Source organism: Stenotrophomonas sp. CFBP 13718, assembly GCF_014842145.1.
Taxonomy (GTDB): Bacteria; Pseudomonadota; Gammaproteobacteria; order Xanthomonadales; family Xanthomonadaceae; genus Stenotrophomonas.
This window is the reverse complement of record NZ_JACYVC010000001.1, coordinates 107709-127094: the sequence shown is the minus strand read 5'-3', so window position 1 is coordinate 127094 and position 19386 is coordinate 107709. Positions and strand designations below refer to the sequence as shown.

Below are 19386 nucleotides of genomic sequence, written 5' to 3'. Positions count from 1 at the left end.
AGGAGAAGCCCAGCGGCCTACGTCTCATCCCGATAATGTTATGTAATATCATATCGTGATAGGCTGCGCGGCCTGCTTTCAAAGGGACTGCCTGTGCCTGCCCATACGCCTGTTGTCGAGATCCGCGACCTTTCCATTTCCTTTGCCGGCAAGTCGGTGCTGTCCGGCCTCGACCTGACGGTTGATCGCGGGCATATCTATGCATTGCTGGGGGGCAACGGCGCCGGAAAATCCACCACGCTGTCGGCGCTGCTCGGTTTCGTGCGGCCCACCGCAGGGGACGTGCGGGTGGCAGGCCTGACGCCATGGGCCGATCCGGAGCGCGCCCGTGCACAGCTGGCTTATCTGCCGGAGAACGTGGCGTTGTATGACCACCTCACGGCGGTGGAGAACGTCGACTACCTGCTATCGCTCAGTGGCCGCCGCCAGCCTGCAAGCGCAATCGCCGACGCACTGCGTGCGGCGGGCCTGCAGGAAGCCGCGTGGTCGCAACGTCTTTCCGGATTCTCGAAAGGCATGCGGCAGAAAGTGGCCATCGCGCTGGCGCTGATGCGCGAGGTGCCTCTGTTGCTGCTGGACGAGCCGACGTCCGGCCTGGATCCCGGCGCGAGTGCGGATTTCCACGCGCTGCTGCAACCGGTCCGGGCACGTGGCACCGCGGTGCTGATGGTGACCCACGATCTGCTGGGGGCGGTGGAGATCGCCGATCGCATCGGCGTGCTGGACCATGGCCGCATCGTGTATGAAGCCGAACGCAGGGATTTCGACCTGCGGACGCTGCATGCGCACTTCGCGGGCCGGGAACGCGCCGCATGAGTGCACTGCTCTCGGTGATGCGCAACGAACTGCGCGCCTTGGTCAGGCAGCGCACGGCGCTGGCCGGCATTGTGCTGATGGTCGCGTTGACCGTCACCGCGACGGTCGTGTCGCTCCACCATATGGCGGCAGCGGCCGAGCATCGCACTCGCCAGCAGGCGGAGGCGCAGGCCGCGTTCGATGCGCAGCCGGACCGGCATCCGCATCGTGTCGTTCACTACGGTCACTTCGTCTACCGGCTGCCGTCGGCGCTGGCCGCCTTTGATCCCGGCGTCGACCCCTTCACCGGCAGCAGCATGTTCCTCGAAGGCCATCGGCAGAACACGGCCAACTTCGGTGATGTCATGCAGAGCTCGATCCTGACCCGCTTCGGACAGCTCACCCCGGCCTTCGTGCTGCAGATCCTGGCGCCGCTGGTGCTCATCTTCCTCGGCCACGGCCTTCTGGCGCAGGAGCGCGAGAGCGGGACACTGCGCCAGTTGATGCTGCAGGGGGCAAGCCGCCGCGCGATTGTCGGCGGCAAGTTGTTGGCTTTGCTGATCATCGCGGCGGCGTTCTTGTTGCCCGCTGCGCTGGGCTTGGGGTGGCTGGCCGTGGGTGCGCCGGCGTCGGCGCTCGTGGCGCTGGGCGTGCTGGCGGGATACGCGCTCTATCTGGCGGCATGGTGCCTCGTGATCACCGCCGTTTCGGCCCTGCTGCCGCGACGACGCGATGCCTTGCTGGGCATGATCGGGGGCTGGGCCGTGGTAGCACTGCTGGTGCCGCGCATCGCACCGGACGTGGCCTATACGGCCTTCGCGCTGCCGGACCGGCTGCAGACTGAGGTCGGCATCGCGCGCGACCTGCGCGCCATGGGCGACAGCCATGATCCAGCCGATCCGTACTTTGCCGGCTTCCGCCAGCGTGTGCTGGACCAGTATGGCGTGGCGCGGATAGAGGATCTGCCCGTCAACTACAAAGGGTTGCTGGCCGTGGAAGGGGAGCGGCTGACCTCGACGCTGTTCAATCGGTACGCCGAGCACAGCGCCCACCTCCAGCATGCGCAGAATGCGCTGGTCAGCCGCTTCGCGCTGTTGAGCCCGGTCATCGCCATCCGACAGCTGTCGATGGCCGCAGCGGCCACCGATCTGCGCGCCCATCTGCGCTTCATGGACCAGGCCGAGCAGCATCGCTATGGACTAGTGCAGCAGCTCAACCAGATGCAGGCGGATGCGGTGTCCTATGCGGACGACACCGCCAGCGATGCCGGAGCGGACCAGCGCAAGCGCGTTGATCGCGCACAGTGGCAGGAAATCCCTACGTTCCATTACACGCCGCAGCCGCCCGACGGCGTGCTGCGATCCCTGCTGTGGCCGCTGCTCAGCCTGCTTGGCTGGGCGCTGGCCGGTGCGCTGCTGATGGGTGGGTCCATCCGGCGGCTGGGAGGTGTGCGATGAGCCTCTGGCGGTATGAGCTGCGCATGATGCTGCGCTCGCGGGTGGCTGCTGCCGCGCTGGTGCTGCTCAGCCTGCTTGCGCTGGCCAGCCTGGTGGCGGGCGTGCAACGCATGGACAGCCAACGCGAGGCGATCGCACGCATCAGCGCCCTGCACGCGGAGGATCTGGCCGCGGTGTCCGCCGGGCACGGCGATTCCACCGATGCCGGGCGTGCGGCGTACTACAGCTTCCATCCCACGTGGAATCCGCCGTCGCCGCTGGCCTTCGCCGCGGTAGGTATGCGCGATGTGTCGCCCTACATCCTGCGCGTGCGGGCCCTCGGCCTGGAGGCGCAGATCCACGATGGCGATACGTTCAATCCAGAGCTTGCACTGGCCGGTCGCTTCGACTTCGCCTTCCTGTTGACCTTCCTGCTGCCGCTGTTCGTGATCGCCCTGATGCACGACATCCGCTCGGCCGAAACCGAGACCGGTCGCGAACGCATGCTGCGCAGCCTGCCACTGCGGATGGGCCGGCTCTACGCGCGCCGGGCGACGGTGCGGATGGCCGCGCTGTGGATCTGCGCAGGGTTGCCTTTCCTGGTCGTGGCACTGCAGCAGCAGGTGGCGGCCAGCCAGATACTGGCCGTGCTGGCGCTGGCGGCGGGCTACCTGCTGTTCTGGGCCGGACTGTGCCTGCTGGTGGCGTGGCGCGGCTGGAACTCCGGGGTCAATGCGGCCACCTTGGCCTCGCTGTGGGTGGTGGTCGCGCTGGTCGGGCCTGCCTTGGCGAACGTGGGCATTGAGCGGGCCATTCCGGTGGAGCAGGGCGCCGGCATCGCCCGCGCGCAGCGCGAGGCGGTCAATGGCGCGTGGGATATTCCGCGCGAGGACACCATGCGTCGCTTCTACGCGGCGTATCCCGAATGGCGCGACTCGCCGCCATTGGGCACCGACTTTCATTACAAGTGGTATCTGGCGTTCCACCAGAATGGCGACGATGCGGTGGCACCCCTGGTTGCCGGTTACCGGCAGGGCATCGAGCAGCGGACCGCCGCGGCATCCACTTTAGGGTGGCTGTTGCCGCCGGTGGGGCTGCAGGTGGCCTTGACCCGCATGGCCGACACGGACATGCAGGCGCACCTGGCCTACCAGGATCGCGTGCGCGACTACCACGCGCAGCTGCGTCGCTATTTCTACGGTTTCCTGTTCACCGATACCCCATTCCATGAACCGGACTACGACAAGGCGCCGCGCTTCGACGCGGATCGCTGATCGTTCTCTTGCCTGTTCACCCCCTTTCCCTTCACCGATGAGTTGCCCGATGAGTTCCCTGATGAAGATCCACGTCCTGGCCGCCGCGATCACCGCGGTGGTGTGCACGCCGGACGCGCACGCGCAATCTGCTGGCTCCGCCCTGACCCTGGGCAAGGTCGATGTCCATCAACACGGCGAAGCGCAGCTGACGGCGCACCAGGTGCTGACCTCGGTGGACGTGCTGGGCGCTGACCAGATCGAAGACAAGAACGTCCAGCACAGCTGGGAGCTGCTGGGCCAGATGCCCGGGATACAGCTCACCGAGACGCGCCAGGGCGCCGAATCAGGCAAGGTCAGCTTCCGTGCGTTCAACGGCGAGGGCTATCTCAACGCCATCAAAACGCTCATCGACGGCATGCCGAGCAACGTCAACAGCGGCAACCAGCGCTTCATCGACATGCTGTTTCCCCTTGAGATCAGCTACATCGAAGTCGTCAGGGGGACCAACGATCCGCGCTATGGCCTGCACAACATCGGCGGCAACGTCAATTTCGGCACGCGCCAGGGCGGCAACTACACGGACGGTCGGCTGTCCTATGGCAGCTACGACACCCGCGATGCCCAGCTGGCCGTGGGGCGTGAGTCGAATGGCTTCGCGCAGAACTATTTCATCGGCACGCAGGCCTCGGACGGCTACCGCGACCACGATACCTCGCAGAAGTATTCGCTCGGCGGCAAGTGGTTCTACGGAAGCCTGGATGAGGGCATGCGCATCGGGCTGACGGCCAGGGCCTACCACCACGAGGCGGACGAGCCCGGCTTCATGACGGCCGAAGAGCTCAGGGCAGACCGCAGATCCTCGCAGCGCCGCAATGCCAACGACGGCGATGACCGTGACATGCGGACGCTCGGTGTGCACGTGGACCTGAAACTCGCGGACGATCTGCTGGCCAGCACGAAGCTGTATTACAACCGGTATGAAGACGACCGCAAGGTGACTTTCAGCGACCTGCCCACCGGCAACGCGCCACGCCAGCGACGGGTATGGAACGAAACACAGGTGGGCATGCTCAGCACGCTGACGTGGCAGGCACGCAGCAACCTGACCGTGGAAGGTGGCATCAACTACGAGCACCAGGACAACGCTTACCTGCGCCAGCGTTTCAATTACAGCGAGCCCACCGATTTCGACGCCCCGCCGGCACGCGTGCAGAGCGACGACCGGCATACGCTGGACAACTGGGGCGCCTATGTACAGGCCATCTACCAGCCGACCGACGCGCTGAAGATCGTACCGGCCTTCCGCGTGGACCGCTTCGACGGAAACACACGCCTGCCGGGCGGCATCACCGGTGAGCTGCAGCGTTACGGCATCATCAACCAGCCCAAGCTGAGCGTTGTCTACGCCCTCGGCGCGGACACCAACCTCTATGCCAACTGGGGCCGTACCTTCCAGGTGCTGACCGGGCCGACCGCGCCGGCCTACCTGACGCCAGGACAGGCCGCGGTGGAGCCGTCCACCAATACGGGGATGGAGCTGGGTCTGAAGTTCAGCCCCTTCGCCCGCTCGCAGGCCCGCGTGGCGGTGTGGCAGCAGGATGCGGAAAACGAAACGTCCAACATGCCGGCCACGGGCACCACCATCACGCTCGGCAAGACGCAGCGGCGGGGCGTGGATGCGCAGATCAGTGCGCAGATCGCGGATGCGTGGACCGTGTGGGCCTCGCACGCGTACCAGGAAGCGAAGATCAAGCGGGATGGCCGTGGCCCCGCGCTGTCATTGCAGGGGCGCGAGGTGGCAGCGGTTCCGCGTCACATCAGCACCATCGGCATCGATTATCAGGCGACCGAGGCCTTGCAGCTGGGCATGCAGGGGAGGGCGCAGGGCGACTACTACCTCGAAGAGCGCAACGTCGCCGGGAAGTTCGGTGGGTTCGCCGTGCTGGATCTCAGCGCGCGCTATGACATCAATCCGCGATGGAGCGTCGATCTGCAGGTGAAGAACGCCACCGGTCGCGCGTATGCCTACGCGTGGTACGACAGCTTCTTCTGGGAGCAGGCCCAGCCGATGTTCTCGCCGGCCGCGGGGCGATCGGTGTTCGTCGGCCTGAACATGAAGCTCTGAGCGCGGGGCAGGCTGCGCTGTACACAGCGCGGCTGAAGGGGATCGGAAGCGCGCGGGCAGGATGCGCCGCGCCTTCCGCCGTGCTGACGTATGCTGTGCGCCGCCGCACGGAAGAGAGAATGAGCATGCAGACGCAGGGCAGCGCAGCAAGCGCGCTGGTGGACGGTGAAACGGCGTACTACCTGAAAACCTTCACGGCATTGGCGCTTGCCGATGCACGTCTCGACGGCATCGAATTCGAATCCTGCACGTTCGTCGACTGCGATCTGTCCAGCGCAACGCTTCGTCGCTGCCGCTTCATCGACTGCAGCTTCCAGGGCAGCACCCTCAACCACGCACAGCTGTCCTCGACGCGCTTCACCAGCACGGTGTTCGAGCGGTGCCGTCTGGTCGGCATCAACTGGACGGCCGTGGACTGGTCGCGGCTCACGCGTGATGCCCAGGTCGGTTTCCGTGACTGCGTGCTCAACGAATCGAGTTTCTTCGGGCTGGCCCTGGACGCACTGGTGCTGCAGAGCTGCAAGGCGCACGCGGTGGACTTCCGTGAGGCCCGGCTGCGTGCGGCGGACCTCACCTTCAGCGATTTCAGCAGTGCACTGTTCGGCCGCACCGACCTCAGCGAAGCGGACTTCAGCGAAGCCACGAACTACGACATCGATGTGCTGAACAATGTCGTGCGCCCCGCGAAGTTCAGCCGCTTTGAAGCGGTACGACTGCTGCAGGGGTTGGATATCGAAGTGGTGGACTGAGCAGATAGAGGCCCAGCGCAATGAACCAGCACAGGCCTGCAGTCCACAGATCATGCGACATGAAATGCGCGCCGCGAAGCTGTTGGGAGAGGCCGAACAGCAGGCCCAGCCCCGCGCCCAGCCCCAGTGCAAGGTGGCGTAGGCGAGGACGAACCTCCAGCGCAAGAAAGTACAGCGCCATCCAAGCGTAACCTGCACTGGCATGGCCCGCCGGGAAGCAGCCGCTGGACACCGCAGCGGCCGAGCGTGACGCGAAGAGTCCATGGAAAGGGCGGGTGCCACCGTAGTCGATGAGGTCCCACGGACAATCCATCCCCGTGGATTTCTTCAGCAACGAGACAACCACCGTGGACAGCACCACCGAGGCGAACAGCCGCAGCAGCGGCCGGCGCCACCCGGCAAGTGGCGTCCACCACTCCGCGATGATGGCCAGCAGCAGCACCAGCAGGCCTGCGGTGATGGACAGGTCGCGGCCCGCCGTATGGATGATCTGTTCGGTCAGCCATTGGTCTTTCCAGGCCCACTGATGGCCCTGCATCGCATACAGCGCCGACGCCACCGCCTGGTCGCCGTGCCACTGCATCAGCGCCTGTGAACCGAGCAGCAGGCCAGACAGCGGCAGCACGACATGCCTGGCGATACCCAGCGCGCCGAGCAGCGAACGCCCACGACCCGCGATCGGCCAGACACCTGCGTTGTCATTCATCGATATCACCCCTGTTGATCGTGCTTTCGCATCCGTGGACGAGCGCCGTAGCGGGGACCAGCTGCCACGCGTTGCGGTTGGACTGGCCGATGGCGCGGACCTGGCGAGTGTCCACGCAGGGTCCCAGCGCCTTGTCGGTGACCAGGATCCAGCGCCGGGACGGTGCGTCGTCCACCCACCTGCGCGCGCGGCGCCATTGCACATCCCAGGGCTGCCGGTAGCCGAAGTCGGTTGCCCGGCCATCAGCCTGCAGGTAGTTCTGTTCCCGAAAGTCCACCAAGCCCAGCTCGGCCGTTGGGCCAATGGTCTGCAGTACGCGTTGCATCAGCTGTCGGGCGGATGCGGCCTCGTCCAGCGCGGGCATGAAACCCACCCCGTACGCCGTCCAGACACACGCCATCGTAAGCACTGCCAACAGGCCCGGCCGGCGTCCGCGCAACACGGCGGCCAGCGCCAACACTGCCGCACCCAGTGCACCGGCCCAGTACCCGATCGCCGCGGTGGCGTCGGGGTCCAGATCGCGCCCGGTCAGCGCAGGTTGAATCCAGCTGGCCTGCATCAGGGTGGCCATTGCCAGCACCAGCGACGCTGCGCCGATCAGCGCGGTGAAGCCGGGCAGCACGATGCGCGCGAAGCGCTGGCGCAGCAAACCAGGCAGCAACGGCGCAGCGGCCAGGCAGAGCAGGGGCAGGGCAGGAAAAAGGTAGACCTCGCGTTTGCCCGGGCTGGCGCTGAAGAACAGCAGGACGAGTACCACCCAGCTGATCAGCAGTATCTGCCGGGTGTCACCGCGCGCGACCCGTCGTGCCCACGCCGGCACCAGCCGGGGCAGCAGCAGGCAACCGGGCAGCCACAGGGTGGCGATGACCTGCAGGTAGTACCAAGCCGGCTGGAGGTGATGCCATGCACCTACATAGCGGGTAGCCGTCTGCCGGAACAGGATCTCCCGCACATAGGCATCGACCTCGGCGGCGTGGGGCTGCAGCACTGCGATGCCCAGCGGCACCAGCCACACTGCCAGCCCGGTGGCGAAGCCCGCAGGGACCAGCAGCCACTGCCACGCGCTGCCGGGCAGCGCGGGAACCCGATGGCCGAGACGCAGGATCACCCACGGGAGCAGGATCAGCAGAGGCAGGAAGCCGACGCCTTTGGTCACCGTGCCGAGCCCGGCCGCTGCGGCACCCCAGAACAGCGCCGCGCGGTGTGGGCCGCGCAGCAGATGCGCAAGCAGCCCCCACAGCGAGGCAGTGGTCATGGCCACCAGCACCATGTCGATCTGACCGCGCTTGGCCATCAGCCCGAACTGCAGGGTGGCGAACACGGCCAGGGCGGCATGGTGCCCCACGCGTCGGTTCCACAGCATGCGGCCGATGCGCGATGTCATCCACAGGGTAAGCAAGGCGCAGAGCAGGGACGGCAGCAGGAAGGCGATGTCCCAGTCGTGTATCAGCCGGTACGCCGTGGCCTGCAGCCACATGAAGAGCGGTGGCTTCTCCGCGTAGATCTCCGTGCCCCGGTGCGGTATCAGCCACTCGCCGGTGCGGATCATCGCCTTGGCGGCCAGCACGAAACGGGGCTCGTCGGGGGGCGACGGGGCGCGCAGGCCAAGCCCGGCCGCCAGGCTCAGCGCGATCATCAGCATCAGGAGCGGCTGCCAGCAGCGCGCGATGACCGTCGTCAGGAACGGGGTCGACACGCTGCCGGTCGCGATGCGGTTAGTTGGCCCGGCGGGGGAGTGCACGGACGGCATGCGTCAGGCCCTGGCCTTCGGCGTGACGCACGATGCGAACACATCCTGTGCGGGGTCGTACGCTGACGTGGCCACCTGCAACAGACCCAGTACCGAAGAGAACAGCACGTCGTGGTCGGTGCGCTGCCGCGCCCGCTCTGCCAGACAGCGCGTATCCAGGCCGCGGTCGAGGGCGAAGTGGCGTGAGAACCACATCACCATCGGCACCGACGTCTGCTCAGCCGGTGCGATGGCATACGGCACCCCGTGCAGGTAGAGGCCCTTTTCACCCAGCGACTCGCCATGGTCGGACACATAGATCAGGGCGGTGTCGTAGTCATCCATGGCCTGCAGTTCATGGACCGCACGCGCCAGGAAATGATCGGTGTAAAGCACGGCATTGTCGTAGGCATTGACGATTTGCTCGCGCGGGCAGTTGCCCAGTTCGGGGTTCTCGCAGGGCGGGGTGAAGGTGCGGAAGTTGCCCGGGTAGCGCTGGAAGTAGCTTGGGCCATGGTTGCCCAGCTGGTGCAGCACGACGACACGATCGCCCGGGGTGAGACGCACCTGCTCGGCAAGTCCCTTCAGCAGCACCTCATCCATGCAGCGGCCGTCCGCGCACAAGCCGGGGTCCTTCGCATCTGCCAGTGATTCGAACGCCGTGCCCTCGCAGACGCCCTTGCAGCCGGACTGGTTGTCGCGCCATAGCGTCCTGATGCCCACCCCATCCAGCACGTTGAGCAGCGACTGTTCCGACCGGATCTCCTTCTCGTCGTAGTGGCGCCGACCCAGCCGGGAGAACATGCACGGCACCGATACTTCGGTGCTGGTGCCGCAGGAATGCATGTCCGGGAAGTTGACCACGCCGATCTGCGCGAGCTCCGGCGTGGTATGCCGGCGATAGCCATTGAGGCCCCAGTTCTGCGCGCGAACGGTCTCGCCGACTACCAGCACCAACAGGCGCGGCCTGGCGCCTGGCGCGCGTGGCGCCGCCTTGGCATCCTGTGCGATGGGCGTCTTGGGGGCTCTCTTGATCGGCGAGTTCGAACGCAGGTTCTGCTCAAGGCCGACAAGGTAGTTAAGTGGCGTCGCCAGATACTTGATCTCGCGATGGTTGCGCAGCATCGATGCTACGTCGGCAGAGGCCAGCAGGACCGAGCCGGCACCCACGACCAGCAGGCCGACGATGAAGAGGGGGCGTACCCACGCGGTGCGGATCATCCGGCGCGGCACGATGCGCACGCGCCATACCGCCAGTGTCGGCAGCACGGCATGGACCAGCAGCGGCAGGATCAGCCCCGGCGTGATGAGCTCACGCGACTCCCTTGCATCGGTCTGCAGCACGTTGCGGACCATGTCCGCGTCCATGTACACGCCATAGGTCGACATGTAATGCACGGCCAGCGCCGTACTGAAGAACAGCACGGTAAGCAGCGGCTTTGCGCTCCAGCGCCACACCAGCAACGACAGCACAACCGCGTTTGCAGTGATCAGCAGGCCGCTCAGTGCGAGGCCGAACAGCAGATTGCCGGGATGCAGGGCGTAGGAGGCGCGCCAGAACGGCCCATTGCTGACCAGCGCGAAGAACACGCTGGCCAGCAGGATCAGCCGCTCCTGGCTTACCGCCGGATGCCAGCTTCCAAGGCGATCCAGCACGGCACCACGGGCCAGGGCACGGTAGGGGAGGGCAGCAGGACCTGCGGCGACAGGCGAGGGGGAAGGAGGGGCCACGAAGTAGAACGCCGGCATGAAGGATGGCGGCGATCTTGGGGGGGCACAGGTCGGATTTCGGTCGGAGCCGGGCAATCTTTTCGTTAAGCCGGTCGGGTCGCTTGCGGGAATTGCCCGAAGCAGGGTGAGGCTTACGCCCTCCGTCGACTCAATGCGACGCGGATCAAAGTGCAGCGGAGGCGAAGCGTGTGAAAACGTCTTTGGCAGCGTCATCCACGCGATGGCGCTGCTGCAGACGCACCGTCTGTACGCAGGCCCGGCGCACCGGGCAGGACGCACGCATATGAAAGTCATGGGAATGCATCACCTCGGCATGTCGCTGATCGCCGTTGGGCTGCTGGCCAGCGGTACCGCGCACGCCAGCGGACTGACGCCGGTTGATTCGGTTTTTGAAGGAATGGGCGCCATCAAGCTCTCGGCAGGACCGTATTCCGGCACCTGTTCTGTCACCTTGTTTGGTGACATCGATCCGGCAGGAGCCGGGAAGATCGACGGAGATGTCTCCGAGTTCTCCGGCACATCACGGGGGTGCGCGGCAATAAGGGGCAGCGGAAGCTGGGCTGTGCGGCCAACCTCAGCCACAACCCTCGAGATCCGCGATGTCAGGGTGAACGGGCCGTTTGGGGTCCACTGCTACGGGACGCTTGACGGCACGTTGATCGGCGGGCGGCTCAGCCTGACGGGGACATTGGAGTCCAATGTGGGCCTGGCCTGCGGGATCGACGGCATCCTTGAGACAACGCCGGAAGTGGGGATCAGCTGGCCCTGATCCCAGAGTTGAAACGCCTGCTGCGAGCTGCGGCGGGCGTTCCCGGGGGGCATCCGCGACCTTGGCCCGCAACGGGCGAGGGCCTGAACCGCGCGCATGCACGCCGCACGCACATCTTGGTCACCGTTCACCCATGGGTTGGCAGGTATCACTGGGTGCTACGATCTTCAAGGAGCCGGACCATGCGTGCATTGACCTACCACGGCAGCAAGGATGTACGGGTAGAGACCGTACCCGATCCGACCATCGCAGCGCCCGATGACCTCATCCTACGGGTGACGGCGACCGCGATCTGCGGCTCGGACCTGCATCTGTACCGCGGCAAGATTCCTGACCTGCACGCCGGCGACGTCCTGGGCCATGAGTTCATGGGCATTGTCGAAGCGGTGGGCAGCGAGGTGACCGACCTGCGACCGGGTGACCGCGTGGTGGTGCCTTTCGTGATTGCGTGCGGGCAGTGCTTCCATTGCATGTTGTCCGAGCATGCCGCCTGCGAAACCACCAACACTGGCAAGGGCGCGGCACTGAACCAGAAGGGCATCCGCCCGCCGGCGGCGTTGTTCGGCTACAGCCATCTGTACGGGGGCGTGTCCGGCGGCCAGGCAGAGTATGTGCGGGTACCCAAGGCCAATGTGGGGCCGCTGCGCATACCCGACGTGCTCGCGGACGAGCAGGTCCTGTTCCTGTCCGACATCCTGCCCACTGGCTATCAGGCCGCCATCAACGCCGGCGTCAAGCCAGGCTCGACGGTCGCGATCTTCGGTGCAGGGCCGGTGGGGCTGATGGCGGCTGCCTGCTGCCGCCTGCTGGGCGCGGAGACCATCTTCATGGTGGATCACCTGGCGTATCGTTTGGCCTTCGCCGAAAGCACCTATGGGGTGACCCCGGTCGACTTCAGCAAGATCGAAGATCCTGCCGAGTACATCATCACTCAGACCAACGGGCGCGGCGTGGATGCGTCCATCGAGGCCGTGGGCTTCGAAGCGGAGGGCAGCGCGCTGGAGACCGCGCTCACCACGCTGAAGGTGGAAGGCAGCAGTGGGGTGGCGATCCGTCAATGCATTGCGGCTACCCGGCGCTGCGGCACCGTCAGCATTCCGGGTGTCTATGCCGGTTACCTGCACGGCTTCCTGCTGGGCGATGCCTTCGACAAGGGCCTGACGTTCAAGATGGGCCAGACCCACGTACAGGGATTGATGCCCGAACTGCTGGACTACATCGGCGAAGGTGCGCTCGATCCTGGCGTGATCATCAGCCACCGGCTCTCGCTGGAGGACGCCGTGCGCGGCTACGAGATCTTTGATCGCAAGGAGGAGGACTGCCGCAAGGTCATCCTGACTCCTTGATGGACCAGCTTTCAGAGCATGCATCGCCCGCGCTGGATGCCGGCGCCCGTGAGGTCGTGGCCCGCCTGCCTGCCTTGCCGTTGCCAGGACGTGGCAATACGTTGGATCGCTGGCGTGCGCTGGCCGACATCGCTGCCCACGACCTCTGCGTGGTGAAGGTCGTCGAAGCCCACTACGATGCACAGGCGATTCTTGCCGACCTGCATGCTGATGCCCTGCCGCAGGGCACGTTGGCTGCAGTGTGGGCAGCCGAGGGCCCGCAGGCGACGCTGTGCTTTGATCCAGATGGTGGCACCGTGACAGGAAACAAGCCGTGGTGCTCCGGTGCAGGATTGGTGGATGTTGCACTGGTCACCGCACAGAGCGCTGAGGGCCCGCGGCTCGTGCAGGTCCGCACCGATGCGGCCGGGATCCTGCTGCAGCCGCAGACGTGGCACGCCACCGGCATGGGCGGCATCCCCAGCGGGACGGCCCGCTTTGATGGGGTTGCTGCCGTGCCCGTGGGAGCGCCTGGCACTTACCTGGCACGTCCGGGTTTCTGGCACGGTGGCGCGGGCATTGCGGCCTGCTGGTATGGTGCGGCGGCCGCGTTGGCTGCGCCCCTGCAGCGTTCCCCGCGCGTTGCGACCGACGCACAGACCGCGGCCCTGCTGGGCGAGGTCGATATGGCGCTGCACAGTGCTGCCGCGTTGCTGCGTGACCTCGCAGCGCGCATTGATGCCGATCCTTCGCGGCCGTGGCAGACCGAAGTGGTCCGCGCGCGCAGCGTCGTGGAGCGCACCTGCACGCGCGTGCTTGATGTGGTGGGGCGCGCGCTTGGACCTGGCCCGATGTGTCTGGATGCGGAGCATGCCCGTCGCTGGAGCGACCTCACCGTTTTCATCCGTCAAAGCCACGCAGACCGCGACTGGGCCGCGCTGGGGCGCGATGTGCAGGCGCAGGAGGGCACATGGAGTCTGTAAAAGCTGTTCCCCCTCGACCCCGGATTGAAGGGCAGGGCACGCCGGAAGCCGAGTGGGAATCGTCTTCGTGGCTGGGCGCGCTGCCAGCACGCGAAGCCCATTCGGTACTGCAGGACGTGCGCCGGCTGGTTATCGTGTCGCCCCATCCGGATGATGAGGTGCTGGGCTGTGGCGGCCTCATGCAGGCGGCCGCACGCCTCGGTACGGACGTGCATGTGATCTCGGTAACCGACGGCGAGGCCTGCTATCCCGATCAACCCTTGTGGCCTGCTGCGCGCCTGCGCGATGCGCGGCGGCACGAACTGGCCACCGCCATGCGCGAGCTCGGGCTCGATGCCACCCATGTGAGCTTGCTTGGCCTTCCTGATGGTGGCGTCAGCCTGCGCGAGGCCGAGCTGGTCACGTTGCTGGTGGCACAACTGCTGCCGGGTGACCTGGTGCTGGGTCCGTGGGTACATGATGCCCATCCGGACCACGAGGCAACCGGACGTGCGACGCTGGAGGCAGCGACGGCTCGCGGTGTGCGTGCGCTGCAGTATCCGGTATGGGCATGGCACTGGATGGATCCGCACACCACGATGGGGCCCTGGCGCGTGGCCTCGCGCGTCGCCCTGTGTGATGCCTCGATGTCGCGCAAGCAGCGGGCAATGCGGGCGTTCGCCACCCAGATGGGCGCGGTGGACGGACTCGACTGCGCCCCCATCCTGCCCGATCACGTTACCGCGCGTTTCAAGCGGCCCTACGAGGTGTTAATCGGATGAGTAGCGCCGCCTACTTCGATACCTTGTATCAGCAGCCTGACCCGTTTCAGTACCGTAGCCGCTGGTATGAAGCGCGCAAGCGTGCACTCACCATCGCCGCGCTCCCACGGCAGCGGTATCAGAAAGTGTGGGAGCTGGGCTGCTCGAATGGCGTGCTCACGGCGGAGCTGGCGCCGCGCTGTGACACGCTGTTGGGTACCGATATCAGCGCGGACGCCTTGACCGAGGCGGCCGCTTCCACGCGCATGTATCCCCACGTGACGCTTGAACGCGCCGTGCACCCGCAGGACTGGCCTGCCGGCCGGTTCGATCTGATCGTGATCAGCGAAGTCGGCTACTACCTGGCGGAGCCTGATCTTGAGCAACTCGCTGTTGGCCTGCGTGGCAGCCTCGCCGATGGCGGCCTCCTGCTGGGCTGCCACTGGCGGCATGGGTTTGATGAGGCCTGCAGCAGCACTGACCAGGTGCACGAAGCGCTCGGCCAGGGCCTGGTGGAGGCATTCATCTATCGCGACGATGATCTGCTGCTTCAGGGATGGAGCACGCAGGCGACCAGCGTGGCGCAATGGGAGGGACTGCGATGATCGGCGTCATCATTCCGGCCCACAACGAGGCGGCCGCGATCCAGCACTGTCTGGCCTCTGTCAGCCGCGCCGCCCAGCATCCGAGATTGCGGGGCGAGGCCGTGCTGACCGTCGTGGCGCTGGACAGCTGCACCGACGCAACGGCGGCGGTGTGTGAGGGGCAGGGCGTGATGGCCATTGCAGTAAATGCGCGCTGCGTTGGCGCTGCACGTGCGGCCGCCGCGGATTATGTAATTGCCCAGGGGGCGCGTTGGATCGCCAGCACGGACGCCGATACGATCGTGCCCCGCGACTGGCTGAGCAGGCAGGTAGGCTGTGGTGCAGATGCCTTCTGCGGCGTGGTGAACGTCGCCGACTGGATGGACTATCCGGATGCGGTTCGAGACGCCTTCGCGCAACGCGAACTCGTCAGGGATGGTCATCGCCATATCCATGGGGCCAACATGGGCGTGAGCACGCCTGCGTACCTGGCCGCTGGCGGTTTCCAGACACTTTCCACCGGCGAGGATGTCGCGTTGGTGAGTGCGCTGAGCAATACCCGCGCATCCATTGCATGGCATGCGAAGCCTGCCGTGCTCACCAGTGCCCGCCGCTCGGCGCGCGCACCGCACGGTTTCAGCGAATTCCTGCGGGCGTTGGAGCGGGAAGTCCTTGATGTCGGCACGCGCCTGCTGCCGACGCGAGCACTGCAGGGCTGAACATGGACGCGACGGCGGATCTGTTGGGCTGGGCGGCCACGGTGGTGTTGATCGCTACGCTGGCGCGCCAGATCCACAAACAACACAAGGCGGATTCCTTGGAAGCCGTATCTACGTGGTTGTTCGTGGGTCAGATTACCGCGTCGGTGCTGTTCATTGCTTACAGCGCTTTGGTGGGGTCTACGGTGTTCGTCGTGACGAACTGTTTGATCCTGGCGACGGCGGTGGTTGGGCAGGTGCTGGCGGTGCGGCGGCGGAGACGGAGAGAGTAGGGCGGGGGCAACATCATGCTGGCAAACCTTTGTGGGCTTGCCTACGGTCTCGGGTAAGCCGTCTTTGTTGCTTTCTGATCACGCAAACGCTGGGGGTCAATAAAACTCCACTGACTCCATGTTCGGTCCAACCAATACCCCAAGGTCCCACCTTATGATTTCAAGCTCATAAAGACGGTCGTTGGGGTCCGCGAACAGAATTGCTGTCAAGTCGGCCCCATCAGCGTCAGAAAGGCGGATCTCTACAGGGTAAGAATGCTGACCCTCGTACTTCGGTCGGTCATACCCTTCAATGATGAACAAGACTACAGCGCCATCCGGGAAGCGATCCACGGCACTACATCTATTCATATCTTCAATCAGCTGTGACGCCGCCTGAGGCGGAAGGCGCTTGGCCACGCCTTCGATCAGGAACCTTTCCCTTTCTGAAATAGCTCGCATCATCATTTTACTTGCATCAACATTTCACCGGACAGATTGCACCGACGTTGACCGGACCATCTGGAAGGCCGCGAGCCTAGTATTCCACCTTGACCCCATTCGACTGGATCCTACCGGAAAAGTTGGCGCCGTTGAGGAGGGACATCTATTTGACTAGGGGATCGAAGCTTGTCGCATCCTGTGAGACAGTCAGGGCTTGGTCTTTCGTAACATAATATACATTATGCGAAATCCATTCTGGGTCAAGTCGGAGCCTTTTTCAGCTGTGGCTGGCATTGGATCGAGCTTTGGGTTGGCACTTGCGTCCCTTCCATGTCGTTAGGTCGGTTCTGGTTTTCAGGGTGGACCTGTGTACGTCTCCGAGTGTCACAGCTTTGAGCCCTCTGACATGGCCTGGCGGTCGGTGACCTGCAACGTCGCGCATCGCCAACTTCAATGGATTCCACGGGCTGGCTCCTGCAGACCAAACGTGATCAATCTGCACGATGCCATAAGGCAAAGCAGGCCGCGGCCGCAGCGAGGAGCCTTCCATTGTTGTCCACCTCAGCCGATCACGCCTTTGCCGTAGGGACCCTGCCCTACACACCCTTACAATGCGAACCGGGACACGCTTTGGGGATGTTATGGAACGCGAACGGCAGGAGCCGACGTTTGGCAAACAAGACATGGCGGAAGTGCATTTCAGGGAGCGTTCTAGCTCCAACTCAACCTATCGACATCGACCGGAGATTCCATGGCTAGGAATCTGCCTAGGGGGGGCGGTAGCGGTCGCAATAGCAATGGGATTGATTGAGTGGAACGCTAGGCGGCAAGCGGCAGCCATGACAGCCGAGCTGATGCGTCCAATGACGAAATCCGAACAGGCACAGTTCGACCGAGAAATGGCACGGTTGAACACTGAGCTGGCGCGGGACGCAGAGGCCATCCGTCCGAGAACAATCAGGCTGAGCATCCCGGAATACGCTCCGGCGCCATTGCGGCCGGGTGAGCGATGCATTTCAGGTAATCGCTTCAGGCGCATCGAGGGTGGCTGGCGGGACGTGCCCCACGAACCCTGCTGAAGGTTTTAACTTACCTAGCTCCGTAAGGATTCCGAGCCGGCTCCGGGAACACGCCGATGGGACGCTTCCCGACGCTTGAGACCGCTAGGAAACGGCACGTCGGGCGCGTGCGGTTTTGTCGTACCGCCTGTTCTTCCTTCATGATTTGCTTATCGCATCCAGATAGGAACCAACTGCAACGCTGATCTTCTTGGCAAGGTCGGCAGAACTGACGGAATTTCGGGCAGCCGCCGAGAGCAGCATGCCCTTGCAGATGCCCAGGACATCGTGGGCCAAGTCAGTGGCGAGCTGTGCCGATACCCCGTGGTCTCGCTGGATCGCTTGTTCCAGCACACCGAAAAGACCCTTGGTGAGAGCGCTGTCGTGCGGTGCAGCGAGGATCATGGGTTCCGCGAATGCGAGTTGCGTCGTCAGCCCTGGCCTCTCTTGCGCATGGGCCAGCGCTGCAGCGACCCCAGCCATGACGGCCCCGGGACCTGTGTGCTGCCGCATCGCTTCCACTGCGTGTTCCACCCTGCCCTGCACCTCCCTGATGACCAGCGCTCGCAGGACAGCCTCCTTGTCAGGGTAGTACTGATACAGCGAGCCAGTGCTGACACCCGCGAGGGCCGCAATCGCGTTCGTACTGAACGCATGGAACTTCTGCTGCTCGAGCAGACGGGCTGCTGCTTCAAGGATGGCGTCCACAGTGCTGATCGAGCGCGCCTGGCGAGGAAGTTTGCGAGGTTGCGACGGAAGGTCACGAGGTATGGGCATGTCGGTCTTGAAATGCGAGTAGCTGCGGCTGCTCCAGAGCCGTAGTCTATCTGGGCAATACATGCCACGCCGCAAAAAAAGCAACAAAACCAGGAGTCCACCTTGAAAGAGCAGCATGCGCTCAAGCGAAAACCTGCGTTCACATGGGGGCATTACCTATTAGGCAGGAACATGATTGCCGGCACGCTGCAGACATTTTTCCTGATTCTCGTGGGCTGCATCATCTGTACCTTCGCGATGATCTGGCTCGGTCGTGCGGGTTGAGGCAGTGCCACGCTACGGATCGCCGTGATGTCGCGACTGCCGTAGAACTTCTAGGGAATCCTGTCCGCGTCAGCCACTTGGGGTGAGTCTGACGGCCTGATCAGGCGACAATTCAATATTCGCATGGCCCGTGAGCTCCTCGTCCTGGTACTCGAACGTCCGGTCAGGAGACGGGCTGAATTTGGTGTTGGGGTGCACGTTCGGCGCCTCGACATTGATACAGCTAAGATGGATAGTTCGGACTTCAACTGAGAGATGGAATTCGACGAACTATGTATCCATTCCTTCAAGTGTGTAAGAGTTGAACAAAACCGGTCAATCAGAGGGCTAAAGTGATGGTGCGTTTCTTCCTTATTTTGGCTTTCTACGCAAGCTCTCTGGCAGGATGCGCAGACACGTCAAGAAGCGTAACTCCGCAACTCTGCGAATCAGAGCAAAAAGAGAGCGTATGCCGAGTATCCTTCCGCGCGCTCGCAGCCGATCCAGCGTCATTCCACGGCCGCAAGGTGAGAATTGAAGGTTACCTCGTTGTCTCGGCGGGACTCTTTGTTTTGAGCTCAAGCAAGGAGCTCTTTGACGCAGGAGTTGCCGACGAAGTTTTTGTAAGGATTAGAGGGCCTTTGGATTCGCAGCGTCAAATGTACGATCAGCACGGTTATTCTTGGGTATCAGTTACTGGAACGTTCAAGACCAAAGAGAGGAACGGAACTACAGATGACATTTTGATAGGCGAGCTGCATCCGCCAACAGAGGTCAGGGCCCTTCGATTTCCAATTCCCAGAAGAAGAGAGACCTTTGACGAAGCAGCCATCGATCTTAAGGACTTGAACTAGGGAGGCTCTGAAAAAATTTGACGGGCACAACCATCGCTCCGGGTAGGTGACCGAGGCTAGCCGTCAGGGTGTGTCGCTGCTGGCGATCATGCAACTGAAGGTAGCTCGAACT

General features: G+C 64.2%; 19 protein-coding genes. 14 read left to right on the top strand and 5 right to left on the bottom strand.

The window, feature by feature from the left end:
- Positions 1 to 93 precede the first annotated feature (93 nt).
- From IFT58_RS00560 to IFT58_RS00540, 5 genes are all read left to right on the top strand, one after another.
- The gene (locus tag IFT58_RS00560) at positions 94 to 816 is read left to right on the top strand and encodes an ATP-binding cassette domain-containing protein (RefSeq protein WP_192093644.1); all 723 of its coding nucleotides are present in this window, start codon (positions 94 to 96) and stop codon (positions 814 to 816) included.
- The gene (locus IFT58_RS00555; RefSeq protein ID WP_192079415.1) at positions 813 to 2252 is read left to right on the top strand and encodes a DUF3526 domain-containing protein; all 1440 of its coding nucleotides are present in this window, start codon (positions 813 to 815) and stop codon (positions 2250 to 2252) included. The genes IFT58_RS00560 and IFT58_RS00555 overlap by 4 nt, the downstream gene beginning before the upstream one ends.
- Positions 2249 to 3505: a DUF3526 domain-containing protein gene (locus IFT58_RS00550; protein WP_192079417.1), complete on the top strand. Its 1257-nt coding sequence runs from the start codon at positions 2249 to 2251 to the stop codon at positions 3503 to 3505. Before IFT58_RS00555 ends, IFT58_RS00550 begins: the two co-directional genes overlap by 4 nt.
- A gap of 61 nt (positions 3506 to 3566) precedes the next feature.
- Positions 3567 to 5612: a TonB-dependent receptor gene (locus IFT58_RS00545; RefSeq protein ID WP_192093643.1), complete on the top strand. Its 2046-nt coding sequence runs from the start codon at positions 3567 to 3569 to the stop codon at positions 5610 to 5612.
- A 119-nt stretch (positions 5613 to 5731) separates the two neighbouring features.
- Entirely contained in the window at positions 5732 to 6361 is a 630-nt protein-coding gene (locus IFT58_RS00540; protein ID WP_197974518.1) for a pentapeptide repeat-containing protein, read from the top strand.
- Here the strand turns inward: IFT58_RS00540 and IFT58_RS00535 are convergent.
- From IFT58_RS00535 to IFT58_RS00525, 3 genes are read right to left on the bottom strand one after another with little or no spacing between them, the layout of a single operon-like run.
- Entirely contained in the window at positions 6303 to 7067 is a 765-nt protein-coding gene (locus IFT58_RS00535; RefSeq protein ID WP_192093642.1) for a phosphatase PAP2 family protein, read from the bottom strand. The genes IFT58_RS00540 and IFT58_RS00535 overlap by 59 nt on opposite strands.
- The gene (locus IFT58_RS00530; RefSeq protein WP_342029515.1) at positions 7060 to 8808 is read right to left on the bottom strand and encodes a glycosyltransferase family 39 protein; all 1749 of its coding nucleotides are present in this window, start codon (positions 8806 to 8808) and stop codon (positions 7060 to 7062) included. Before IFT58_RS00530 ends, IFT58_RS00535 begins: the two co-directional genes overlap by 8 nt.
- A gap of 12 nt (positions 8809 to 8820) precedes the next feature.
- Positions 8821 to 10545 (bottom strand): phosphoethanolamine--lipid A transferase, encoded by a 1725-nt coding sequence (locus IFT58_RS00525; protein ID WP_192093641.1) that lies wholly within the window; start codon positions 10543 to 10545, stop codon positions 8821 to 8823.
- A 265-nt stretch (positions 10546 to 10810) separates the two neighbouring features.
- Here IFT58_RS00525 and IFT58_RS00520 point away from each other — a divergent pair, with 265 nt between their 5' ends.
- The 7 genes from IFT58_RS00520 to IFT58_RS00490 all read left to right on the top strand — a co-directional run bounded on the left by IFT58_RS00520 (position 10811) and on the right by IFT58_RS00490 (position 15919).
- Complete coding sequence (locus tag IFT58_RS00520; protein WP_192093640.1) at positions 10811 to 11296, top strand: hypothetical protein; 486 nt, start codon at positions 10811 to 10813, stop codon at positions 11294 to 11296.
- A 182-nt stretch (positions 11297 to 11478) separates the two neighbouring features.
- On the top strand, positions 11479 to 12642 hold the full coding sequence (locus IFT58_RS00515; RefSeq protein ID WP_188324048.1) for a zinc-dependent alcohol dehydrogenase: 1164 nt from the start codon (positions 11479 to 11481) through the stop codon (positions 12640 to 12642).
- A complete protein-coding gene (locus IFT58_RS00510; RefSeq protein WP_192093639.1) occupies positions 12642 to 13604 on the top strand; it encodes an acyl-CoA dehydrogenase in 963 nt (320 codons plus the stop codon). Before IFT58_RS00515 ends, IFT58_RS00510 begins: the two co-directional genes overlap by 1 nt.
- Positions 13592 to 14365 (top strand): PIG-L family deacetylase, encoded by a 774-nt coding sequence (locus IFT58_RS00505; RefSeq protein WP_192093638.1) that lies wholly within the window; start codon positions 13592 to 13594, stop codon positions 14363 to 14365. Before IFT58_RS00510 ends, IFT58_RS00505 begins: the two co-directional genes overlap by 13 nt.
- A complete protein-coding gene (locus IFT58_RS00500) occupies positions 14362 to 14949 on the top strand; it encodes a class I SAM-dependent methyltransferase (RefSeq protein WP_192093637.1) in 588 nt (195 codons plus the stop codon). The genes IFT58_RS00505 and IFT58_RS00500 overlap by 4 nt, the downstream gene beginning before the upstream one ends.
- Entirely contained in the window at positions 14946 to 15647 is a 702-nt protein-coding gene (locus tag IFT58_RS00495; RefSeq protein ID WP_192093636.1) for a glycosyltransferase, read from the top strand. The genes IFT58_RS00500 and IFT58_RS00495 overlap by 4 nt, the downstream gene beginning before the upstream one ends.
- 2 nt (positions 15648 to 15649) lie before the next feature.
- Positions 15650 to 15919, top strand: a complete 270-nt coding sequence (locus IFT58_RS00490) for a PQ-loop domain-containing transporter (RefSeq protein ID WP_192093635.1) — start codon at positions 15650 to 15652, stop codon at positions 15917 to 15919.
- Between the two features lie 96 nt (positions 15920 to 16015).
- Here the strand turns inward: IFT58_RS00490 and IFT58_RS00485 are convergent, their stop codons facing one another.
- Together IFT58_RS00485 and IFT58_RS00480 are read right to left on the bottom strand one after the other, a co-directional pair.
- Positions 16016 to 16366 carry a hypothetical protein gene (locus IFT58_RS00485; RefSeq protein WP_192093634.1) on the bottom strand — a complete coding sequence of 117 codons (351 nt, stop codon included), beginning with the start codon at positions 16364 to 16366 and terminating at the stop codon, positions 16016 to 16018.
- 1193 nt (positions 16367 to 17559) lie between these two features.
- The gene (locus IFT58_RS00480) at positions 17560 to 18108 is read right to left on the bottom strand and encodes a TetR/AcrR family transcriptional regulator (protein ID WP_192093633.1); all 549 of its coding nucleotides are present in this window, start codon (positions 18106 to 18108) and stop codon (positions 17560 to 17562) included.
- Positions 18109 to 18279: 171 nt separating this feature from the next.
- On the opposite strand from IFT58_RS00480, the gene IFT58_RS00475 reads away from it, so the two are divergent.
- On the top strand, positions 18280 to 18441 hold the full coding sequence (locus tag IFT58_RS00475) for a hypothetical protein (RefSeq protein ID WP_192093632.1): 162 nt from the start codon (positions 18280 to 18282) through the stop codon (positions 18439 to 18441).
- 506 nt (positions 18442 to 18947) lie between these two features.
- Positions 18948 to 19274, top strand: a complete 327-nt coding sequence (locus tag IFT58_RS00470; protein WP_192093631.1) for a hypothetical protein — start codon at positions 18948 to 18950, stop codon at positions 19272 to 19274.
- Positions 19275 to 19386 lie beyond the last annotated feature (112 nt).

Coding starts and splice junctions, on each gene's coding strand:
- IFT58_RS00555 (WP_192079415.1), top strand. CDS start 813: ATGAGTGCACTGCTCTCGGTGATGCGCAACGAACTGCGCGCCTTGGTC.
- IFT58_RS00550 (WP_192079417.1), top strand. CDS start 2,249: ATGAGCCTCTGGCGGTATGAGCTGCGCATGATGCTGCGCTCGCGGGTG.
- IFT58_RS00545 (WP_192093643.1), top strand. CDS start 3,567: ATGAAGATCCACGTCCTGGCCGCCGCGATCACCGCGGTGGTGTGCACG.
- IFT58_RS00540 (WP_197974518.1), top strand. CDS start 5,732: ATGAGCATGCAGACGCAGGGCAGCGCAGCAAGCGCGCTGGTGGACGGT.
- IFT58_RS00535 (WP_192093642.1), bottom strand. CDS start 7,067: ATGAATGACAACGCAGGTGTCTGGCCGATCGCGGGTCGTGGGCGTTCG.
- IFT58_RS00525 (WP_192093641.1), bottom strand. CDS start 10,545: ATGCCGGCGTTCTACTTCGTGGCCCCTCCTTCCCCCTCGCCTGTCGCC.
- IFT58_RS00520 (WP_192093640.1), top strand. CDS start 10,811: ATGAAAGTCATGGGAATGCATCACCTCGGCATGTCGCTGATCGCCGTT.
- IFT58_RS00515 (WP_188324048.1), top strand. CDS start 11,479: ATGCGTGCATTGACCTACCACGGCAGCAAGGATGTACGGGTAGAGACC.
- IFT58_RS00510 (WP_192093639.1), top strand. CDS start 12,642: ATGGACCAGCTTTCAGAGCATGCATCGCCCGCGCTGGATGCCGGCGCC.
- IFT58_RS00505 (WP_192093638.1), top strand. CDS start 13,592: ATGGAGTCTGTAAAAGCTGTTCCCCCTCGACCCCGGATTGAAGGGCAG.
- IFT58_RS00500 (WP_192093637.1), top strand. CDS start 14,362: ATGAGTAGCGCCGCCTACTTCGATACCTTGTATCAGCAGCCTGACCCG.
- IFT58_RS00495 (WP_192093636.1), top strand. CDS start 14,946: ATGATCGGCGTCATCATTCCGGCCCACAACGAGGCGGCCGCGATCCAG.
- IFT58_RS00490 (WP_192093635.1), top strand. CDS start 15,650: ATGGACGCGACGGCGGATCTGTTGGGCTGGGCGGCCACGGTGGTGTTG.
- IFT58_RS00485 (WP_192093634.1), bottom strand. CDS start 16,366: ATGATGATGCGAGCTATTTCAGAAAGGGAAAGGTTCCTGATCGAAGGC.